The 8159-nt window shown below is 43.5% G+C and carries 7 protein-coding genes; 2 read left to right on the top strand and 5 right to left on the bottom strand.

Translation table 11 applies throughout. The features are described from left to right. The first annotated feature begins 288 nt into the window (after positions 1-288). Positions 289-3870: a pyruvate:ferredoxin (flavodoxin) oxidoreductase gene (gene nifJ / locus CALSC_RS12865; RefSeq protein ID WP_088241740.1), complete on the top strand. Its 3582-nt coding sequence runs from the start codon at positions 289-291 to the stop codon at positions 3868-3870. A 274-nt stretch (positions 3871-4144) separates the two neighbouring features. Here nifJ and CALSC_RS12860 read toward each other — a convergent pair whose 3' ends face one another. Both CALSC_RS12860 and CALSC_RS12855 read right to left on the bottom strand, forming a co-directional pair. Continuing rightward, on the bottom strand, positions 4145-4465 hold the full coding sequence (locus CALSC_RS12860) for a P-II family nitrogen regulator (RefSeq protein ID WP_088241739.1): 321 nt from the start codon (positions 4463-4465) through the stop codon (positions 4145-4147). 80 nt (positions 4466-4545) lie between these two features. Further along, positions 4546-5658 (bottom strand): sodium-dependent bicarbonate transport family permease, encoded by a 1113-nt coding sequence (locus tag CALSC_RS12855; protein ID WP_088241738.1) that lies wholly within the window; start codon positions 5656-5658, stop codon positions 4546-4548. A 71-nt stretch (positions 5659-5729) separates the two neighbouring features. Here CALSC_RS12855 and CALSC_RS26460 point away from each other — a divergent pair, with 71 nt between their 5' ends. Beyond that, positions 5730-5879, top strand: coding sequence for a hypothetical protein (locus CALSC_RS26460; protein ID WP_159460611.1), 150 nt, complete (start codon positions 5730-5732; stop codon positions 5877-5879). A 456-nt stretch (positions 5880-6335) separates the two neighbouring features. Here CALSC_RS26460 and CALSC_RS27445 read toward each other — a convergent pair whose 3' ends face one another. The 3 genes from CALSC_RS27445 to CALSC_RS12830 form a co-directional block, all read right to left on the bottom strand. Beyond that, positions 6336-6446 carry a type II toxin-antitoxin system VapB family antitoxin gene (locus CALSC_RS27445; RefSeq protein WP_235006778.1) on the bottom strand — a complete coding sequence of 37 codons (111 nt, stop codon included), beginning with the start codon at positions 6444-6446 and terminating at the stop codon, positions 6336-6338. Positions 6447-6667: 221 nt separating this feature from the next. Then, positions 6668-7228, bottom strand: a complete 561-nt coding sequence (locus CALSC_RS12840; RefSeq protein WP_088241737.1) for a DUF411 domain-containing protein — start codon at positions 7226-7228, stop codon at positions 6668-6670. 297 nt (positions 7229-7525) lie between these two features. Beyond that, complete coding sequence (locus CALSC_RS12830) at positions 7526-7888, bottom strand: hypothetical protein (RefSeq protein ID WP_327331389.1); 363 nt, start codon at positions 7886-7888, stop codon at positions 7526-7528. Between the last annotated feature and the right edge of the window lie 271 nt (positions 7889-8159).

Below are 8159 nucleotides of genomic sequence, written 5' to 3'. Positions count from 1 at the left end.
CTTATAAATAATGATGCCAGATTTACTATTTAGATAACAAAATATCTATACTGAAATTAAGTATTGCATTTTTTTACATTACATACTGTTAAGTATAGTGTAATTGACCCTGAAGAAACAACTTACAATAGAGAAGAGAAAAGACTTTTCCTATTTCTTTGATTTGTGGGGCGGAAATTATTTTGCTTAACTTAGGTCAAACTGCTTCCACCATCTATGAATTTTGTTTTACCTTTTCACTTAGACATATTCGACACATCATTATTGGGAATCTAGGAGGAGGAAATCATGCCCAAAACCTTTGCAACTATCGATGGTAATGAAGCGGTTGCCCGTGTTGCTTACCGCTTGAATGAAGTTGTAGCAATTTATCCCATTACCCCATCCTCAGCAATGGGAGAATGGGCAGATACTTGGTCTGCAAATGGTCGTGCTAACATCTGGGGGACGATTCCCAGCGTTATTGAGATGCAGAGTGAGGGAGGAGCCGCCGCAGCCGTCCACGGAGCATTACAAACAGGTTCTCTGACAACAACCTTCACTTCATCCCAAGGACTGTTGTTGATGATTCCCAACCTTTATAAAATTGCCGGGGAACTCACCAGTGCTGTCATCCACGTAGCTGCCCGTTCTTTAGCTACCCAAGCCCTATCTATTTTTGGAGATCAAAGCGATGTCATGGCAGCTCGTGCTACTGGGTTTGCCATGCTGTGTTCCGCTTCAGTGCAGGAAAGCTTGGATTTTGCCTTAATTGCCCAAGCTGCTACCCTGAAAGCGCGGGTTCCTTTCATGCACTTTTTTGATGGTTTCCGCACTTCTCATGAAATTCAGAAGGTAGAACTACTGCAAGATGATGATTTGCTGGCTTTGATTGATGATGATACCATTCTTGCCCATCGTTCTCGCGCCTTAACTCCTGATCGCCCGATAATTAGAGGTACGGCACAAAATCCTGATGTTCACTTCCAAGCTAGGGAAAGCGCCAACTCCTACTACAATGCTTGTTCTGAGATTGTCCAAGCCGTAATGGATCAGTTTGGTAAGCAAACGGGACGACGCTACCGTATATTTGATTACCACGGTGCACCGGATGCTGAACGGGTTATTGTCCTCATGGGTTCGGGTTGCGAAACTGTACATGAAACTGTAGATTATCTCAACGCCTGTGGGGAAAAGGTAGGGGTGTTGAAAGTCAGATTATATCGCCCCTTTGATGTGGAGGGATTTGTCGCTGCCCTACCAAAAACTACCCATAGCATTGCAGTATTAGATCGCACTAAAGAGCCAGGTAGTATTGGGGAACCCCTCTATCTAGACGTAGTTACCGCCATCCATGAAAATAATCTCAAATCTCAATTCCCCAATCTCCAATCCATTGTTGGCGGACGGTACGGTATTTCCTCCAAGGAATTTAACCCGGCAATGGTCAAGGCAATATTTGCTAATTTAGCCTTAGAAAAACCGAAAAATCACTTTACCATTGGTATTAATGACGACGTTACCCATACATCCCTCTGCTTTGATCCTAGTTTCTCCACAGAAGCAGATGAAGTTGTGCGGGCAATGTTCTATGGTTTGGGTTCCGATGGTACGGTAGGAGCAAACAAAAACTCGATCAAAATAATTGGGGAAGAAACCGAAAATTACGCCCAAGGATACTTTGTCTACGACTCCAAAAAGTCAGGCTCTATGACCATTTCCCACCTACGTTTTGGTCCTCAGCCAATTCGCTCTACCTATTTAATAGACAAAGCTAACTTTATTGGTTGTCATCAATGGGTATTTTTAGACAGAGTAGATGTATTGGAAGCGGCTGTACCAGGAGCAACATTTCTCTTGAATAGTCCCTATGATGTGGATCAGGTGTGGGAGAATTTACCACTACAGATACAACGGCAGATTATTGAAAAACAACTTAAATTATATGTCATTGATGCTAATCAAGTTGCCCACGACAGTGGTATGGGTAGACGCATCAATACCATTATGCAAGTATGCTTCTTTGCTTTGGCAGGAGTACTACCCCAAGAACAAGCAATTAGCAAGATTAAACAAGCAATTGAAAAGACTTATGGTAAGAAAGGGGAAAAAGTTGTCCAGATGAACCTGACAGCCGTGGACAATACCCTGAAGAACTTACAGAAAGTCGATGTCCCCAACACAGCCACAAAGCCAATATCCCAAACCGAAAACAAATTCATTGATTCTGCCCCTGAATTTGTGCAGGATGTATTGTGTAAAATGATAGCTTGGCAAGGGGATGACTTACCAGTGAGTGCCTTACCCGTTGATGGTACTTATCCCACAGGTACGGCTAAATGGGAAAAACGCAATGTCGCCCAAGAAATACCCGTGTGGGATACAGATGTCTGCGTTCAATGTGGTAAATGTGTGATGGTATGTCCTCATGCAGCAATTAGGGGTAAGGCTTACCAAACAGATGAATTAGAGCAAGCTCCCAGCACATTTAAGTTTACCAATGCCAAAGATAAGGACTTTGCTGGACAGAAATTTACCATTCAAGTAGCACCGGAAGATTGTACTGGTTGTGGTATTTGTGTGGATATTTGTCCTGCTAAAAATAAGGCACAGCCAGAACTGAAAGCAATTAATATGAAACCTCAGTCACCCTTGCGAGAGCAGGAACGAGAAAACTGGGATTTCTTCCTGAATTTACCCAATCCTGACCGACGGGAATTAAAAATCAACCAAATTCGTCAACAACAACTGCAAGAGCCATTATTTGAATTTTCCGGGGCTTGTGCTGGTTGCGGAGAAACGCCATACTTGAAATTAGTCACACAACTATTTGGCGATCGCTTATTGGTTGCTAATGCCACTGGTTGTTCTTCTATCTATGGTGGTAATCTACCTACCACACCTTGGTCGAAGAATCAAGAGGGTAGAGGCCCAGCATGGTCTAATAGTTTATTTGAAGATAATGCTGAATTTGGTTTAGGTTTCCGGCTATCTGTGGATAAACAGGCTGAGTATGCAGAGGAAATCCTCAAACAATTGAGTGGGGAAATAGAGGATAATCTGGTTCAAGGAATTCTCCATGCTCAACAAAGAAGCGAAGCTGATATTTGGGAACAACGGGAACGAGTTGCCCAATTAAAGCAGAAATTAGATAGTATCAATACATCTGATCGCAATTTACAATCCAAAATCCAAAATCTCAAATCCCTGGCTGACTACCTGGTGAGAAAAAGCGTGTGGATAGTAGGTGGTGATGGCTGGGCTTACGATATTGATTTTGGCGGATTAGATCACGTTTTAGCAAGCGGTCGCAATGTGAATATCCTAATTATGGATACAGAAGTGTATTCTAACACCGGAGGACAATCTTCCAAAGCTACCCCCAAAGCAGCCGTTGCTAAATTCGCTGCCAGTGGTAAACCCGCCGCGAAGAAGGATTTGGGACTAATGGCTATGACTTATGGTAACGTCTACGTGGCGAGTGTAGCATTAGGAGCTAGGGACGAACATACCCTGAAAGCATTCATTGAAGCAGAGGCTTATGATGGTCCTTCTTTAATTATTGCCTATAGTCATTGCATTGCCCACGGCATTAATATGACTACAGGCATGAGTCACCAGAAAGATTTGGTAGAATCTGGACGTTGGTTGTTATATCGATATAATCCTGACTTGGTAGCACAAGGTAAGAATCCCTTACAGTTAGATAGCCGTAAGCCGAAGAAATCCGTGGAACAGTCAATGTATGAAGAAAATCGCTTCAAAATGTTGACTAAGAGCAAGCCAGAAGTAGCTGAGGATTTATTACACCAGGCTCAAGCTGAAGTGGAAACACGTTGGCAAATGTATGAATATTTGGCAGCACGGAAAATGGAGGTTAGCAAGGATTGACTAAAGAATAAATAGTGCCGTGATGCATAAACATAAGGCGCAATTATTCATTTCTTGATGCAGTGTGGTCATGGGAAACCCCCAATAACCCACTGCATCCCTCTTTCAAGCTTCTATACCACTTCACGAATGATGATCCATGAAGTGGTAATATACCAGTTTGAAAAATGATTGCGACAGATGGACAGCAAGAAAAGCTTATGCGGTAAATCTTTCACAATCCAAAATCCAAAATCCAAAATCTAAAATCTAAAATCTAAAATCCAAAATGGGATTAGAACTTGTGCGCGTGCAGTACCTCCATCACGTCACAGAGATAGGCGATGCCCGAATAATTGTCGAAAAACTTCGCTGCGACCTCATCCGAAATCTTCACAGCCATATCGCGATTGGGGGTGAGCACCTCGAACTTTATATTTGAGAAGTCGTCGGAGGAAACGGTGGGTTGTCCCGATGAGGGTACGTTGCGACTGCCTTTACCGCCAGCGGGCACCACTGTATAACCGGTAGCCCCGGCTTCGTCGATGATCTTGGCGATCTTTTTCAGCAGTAACCTTTCCGTGACAATGACGAGCTTACTGGCTTGCTGGCTCATATTTGTTACCTCCTATAGGTGTGTATTCATTGAACTAAATAAAAACTCAGAAAAACGTCAGACTGCGACCGATCTGGAATTCAGCTGCCCATCAGCGCCTGGGCCAGCGCAATGTAGAGCGGTATTCCCAAAGCAAGCGCAACCGGCGTGCCGACCGCTGTAGAGGAGCCGATGTAGGCAGAGGGATTAGCCGACGGGATACCGGCTCGTAAAGTGGGTGGCCCTGAAATGTCTGAACTGGAGGCGGCGATGACAGCTAGTATCACCACACCACCAAGGCTAAATCCTGTGATGACGTGGGCAATCCAGCCGAGACCAAAGGCAATGAGCCCATGTAGTAACGGTGCTACCAGGGCATATAGGGCGTACCACTGACCTACCTTGCGCAGCTCACCGAGCCTTGCCGTAGCCTCCATACCCATTACCAGCATCAGTATGGAAAGCAGACCACGGAATAGGGGCTCGTAGAAGCTCTCAAAGACACTTTCTGACTGGGTTAGCAAGCCTAGAGCAATGCCAAGTAGCAGTGCCGATAGGGCAGAACCCTGGAGGCTTTCCTTGATGATGGGCCATATCTTGACCCGCTCACCTCCAGAAACGCCCTGAACGCTGGGATACCCATCTGCGGTAATGCCCTGCCCCCTGGGATACACACCTGCGGTAATGGGCTGCTTGGTGAGATACTCGTCTGTGGTACTACGCTGCTTCTGCTTGCTGGCATAAACGCTAGCCAAGACGATCGCAGTCACGAGGGCTGGGATGTCCATGAAGGGATAGAGTGCGGCTGCCCAGGCTTCGTATTTCACGCCTTCCGTTTCCAGTATCGTTAGACCGGCGGCGAGGGTAGAGCCACTCACAGCACCGAACAAGCCCGCAGTCGCAATAGCATCCACGGTTCTGACATTCGGCAGCTTGGCCAAGGTGTAGCGCCCGATAAACACGATAAGAATCCCCGTTACCACGGCGAACAGTGCAGGCAACAGCATCTCTACCAGATTGGCATTGCGGATCGCAATGCCGCCGCTCAGACCGACTTTTATGAGCAGCATGAAGACGATAAACTTATAGATCGCATCTGGAATTTGTAGTCGGCTATTGACGGAGGCAACGACCATACCACCAATCAGAAAGCCGAGTGTCGGGGACTGCAACTTCCCCAGGAAGAGCGTCAAGAAATCGGAAAAGAAATCCATGTTGTAATTCCTCCTTAATCAGATTTTAGGGGTCAGGATGGCAGGCAAGCGTGGTCTCAAATCCTGGGTGAATGGCTCCATGCATCCGGGTAAACAGCGAGTCAACCCGCCACTCCATTACATCTGCATTCCGATGCGGCGATCGCCAAAGGCGAGCACTATGTGCCATCACACCATCGGTGCAGAGTGCATGGGAAATTAAACTCAAAAAAGCTTTTTGAACCAATCTTTAATCTTTGATGTATCGAATTCTATCATGATTTAAATTTTAAACATTTTTTTAACTTATTAAAAAACTAATTAAAATCATAATTTTTTATTAATGGTACTTGGGAGAATTCTAAGCGATACTCCCGTAGAGATTGGCTGTCGCGATCGCAGTTCAAATGGAAGGACAAGAACTCATCTTTGACATCCATTTTTTTATGACAAACCGAGCGTTCGCATTCACAAACCTTTGCTTATTGGTGCTTTGCAGGAAATCTCAAGGTTGAAAACGAAGATGTTGGAGCGATCGCACTTGGGCAATGGTTTCAAAGTCACGATCATTATGAATCAGAAGCATAGCGAGTATCGCGTAAAGCTTTGTAATCAAAGTCTGGGGCAAATTGAATTTGACCCGCGAGGTCGAGAAGGTTTTTCTTGCGGCGCGATGCTCTGGAGGAGACGCTTCGCGATCACACAAGTTCTTGCAGGGCGAGATTCACTAGTTCTTCTTGGTTGGTGAGGTTGGTAAGTTGTAAGGCTTCTTTGAGAAGAGCTTCGTCGAGGTTAAGAGTAATTTGCATAGGATAAATGGGAAGGAGGCGCAATTATTCTCTTTACATTACATTTTATTTCAATCACAACCTTACCGAAATGAGAACCACTTTTTAGGTACTTAAAGTTCTCACACCAATTCGCAGTACGAGAAGCCGCGATCGCTAGTTGTTTTTGTTTCTACAACATTTACTCTTGATTTTTAATTCCTAACTCCTCACTCTGCGCCTCCTAACTTGTTTTCTCAACCTTAGTAAGATTGATATTCTTTTAACACTTTAACTGAGCCATCTTTATTAAACGAGGCTACAGTAAACGGCTGTTTTCTATTTCCTGTTTCCATTCCAGGAGTCCCTAAAGGCATTCCCGGTACTGCTAAACCTGCTTGCTTGGGCTTAGAAGCCAGAAAACGTTTGATGTCATCGGCGGGAACGTGCCCTTCCATCACATAATCGTCAATAACTGCGGTGTGACAAGATACTAATTGTTGAGGTACGCTGTACTTCTGCTTGATTGCTTCCATATCCTCGGTTTTATTATCTGTAATTTTAAAACCGTGCTTTTGCATATGTTGTACCCACTCGCCACAACACCCACAAGAAGGACTGCGATAAACGGTAACTTCTTTTACTCCTGAATAAGATGATTCTGTTTCCTTATCCCATACACTAGTCATAGCAATTGCTTTGGAGTCGCTAGCAACAGTTTGAGTATTATTTCCTGTGTCTGGAAGCCAATAGAATAATCCTGTGACTCCCACCACAACAACACCAGCCAAAGGTAGCAACCATTTAAAATATGATTTCATCATGACTCAGACCTCATAATAATTTTGACTCAATATTGAGTCAGGGAAATATATGGTGAATATTCCTTTTTCATCTATAAGTATTACCTTTCAAAATGAAATCAACATGAAATTACAGCAGATTCGATGTTTATGGGGTACAGCAACCGAGTCAAATTCAAAGTTCATTATTCTGTATGGATTAATCGCTTATTGCCATTGGCATCAACCAAAAAAGCCCAGTCTTCACATGAACTGGACTTTACCCCAATCAGCTTAACCCGAATTTGGAAAGGGGATTTGATAATTAATTATTTTTGGCTAATCCAAATAACCCATCAATGAATCAGATTCATCAACTACCTTTATCATGACGGGACGATTTCCCATTAAAGAATATTGTTTGGAAATTGCTAAATGACTGGCAGCAATGGGACGAACTCCAGAAGCAGTAATAGTATCTACAACTTCCATTGTATTGGCTGAAATGGGACGAATACCCATAATGTCCATTGTCTGTATGACTTTCAATTCAGAAGATTTTATCGGACGAATAGAGAGAGCAGAATTTTGACGGATATCCAGTTTGTTTGATAATTCTGCTGGCACTGGTTTATTACTAGTTTCTGCGCTTTTAGTTTTATCTGTATTCACTGTCTGATTTTCGTTATTTTCAACTGCCACCGTTTTTTCTCCTGGACTTTTAGTTCGCCTTCGTCAAGGACTGATTTCTTTACCAGTGCTGCTAACAGCTATAAATATAATACCTCTGAATATTAAGTATTTTTTACAAAATTTTAAGAGGTTGGAAACTTTCTTTGTATTCTATCCCTAATTTCTCATTTTATTTAGTTTAAATACTCAATTCTTCAATTAACTTAGCAAAGGCTGGGCAGATTTGAGTAAATTTTATGAAATCCCTAATCTGGAGGATTTTAACCCACATTCCGCACGT

This window comes from Calothrix rhizosoleniae SC01 (genome assembly GCF_900185595.1).
Taxonomy (GTDB): Bacteria; Cyanobacteriota; Cyanobacteriia; order Cyanobacteriales; family Nostocaceae; genus Calothrix_A; species Calothrix_A rhizosoleniae.
The sequence above is the reverse complement of the archived record's forward strand: the minus strand, read 5'-3'. Positions and strand labels throughout refer to the sequence as shown.

Bases quoted from the DNA above. Each gene is read 5' to 3' on its own strand.
- CALSC_RS12855 (WP_088241738.1), bottom strand. From the start codon at position 5,658: ATGGATTTCTTTTCCGATTTCTTGACGCTCTTCCTGGGGAAGTTGCAG.
- CALSC_RS26460 (WP_159460611.1), top strand. From the start codon at position 5,730: ATGGCTCCATGCATCCGGGTAAACAGCGAGTCAACCCGCCACTCCATT.
- CALSC_RS27445 (WP_235006778.1), bottom strand. From the start codon at position 6,446: ATGCAAATTACTCTTAACCTCGACGAAGCTCTTCTCAAAGAAGCCTTA.
- CALSC_RS12860 (WP_088241739.1), bottom strand. From the start codon at position 4,465: ATGAGCCAGCAAGCCAGTAAGCTCGTCATTGTCACGGAAAGGTTACTG.
- nifJ (WP_088241740.1), top strand. From the start codon at position 289: ATGCCCAAAACCTTTGCAACTATCGATGGTAATGAAGCGGTTGCCCGT.
- CALSC_RS12840 (WP_088241737.1), bottom strand. From the start codon at position 7,228: ATGATGAAATCATATTTTAAATGGTTGCTACCTTTGGCTGGTGTTGTT.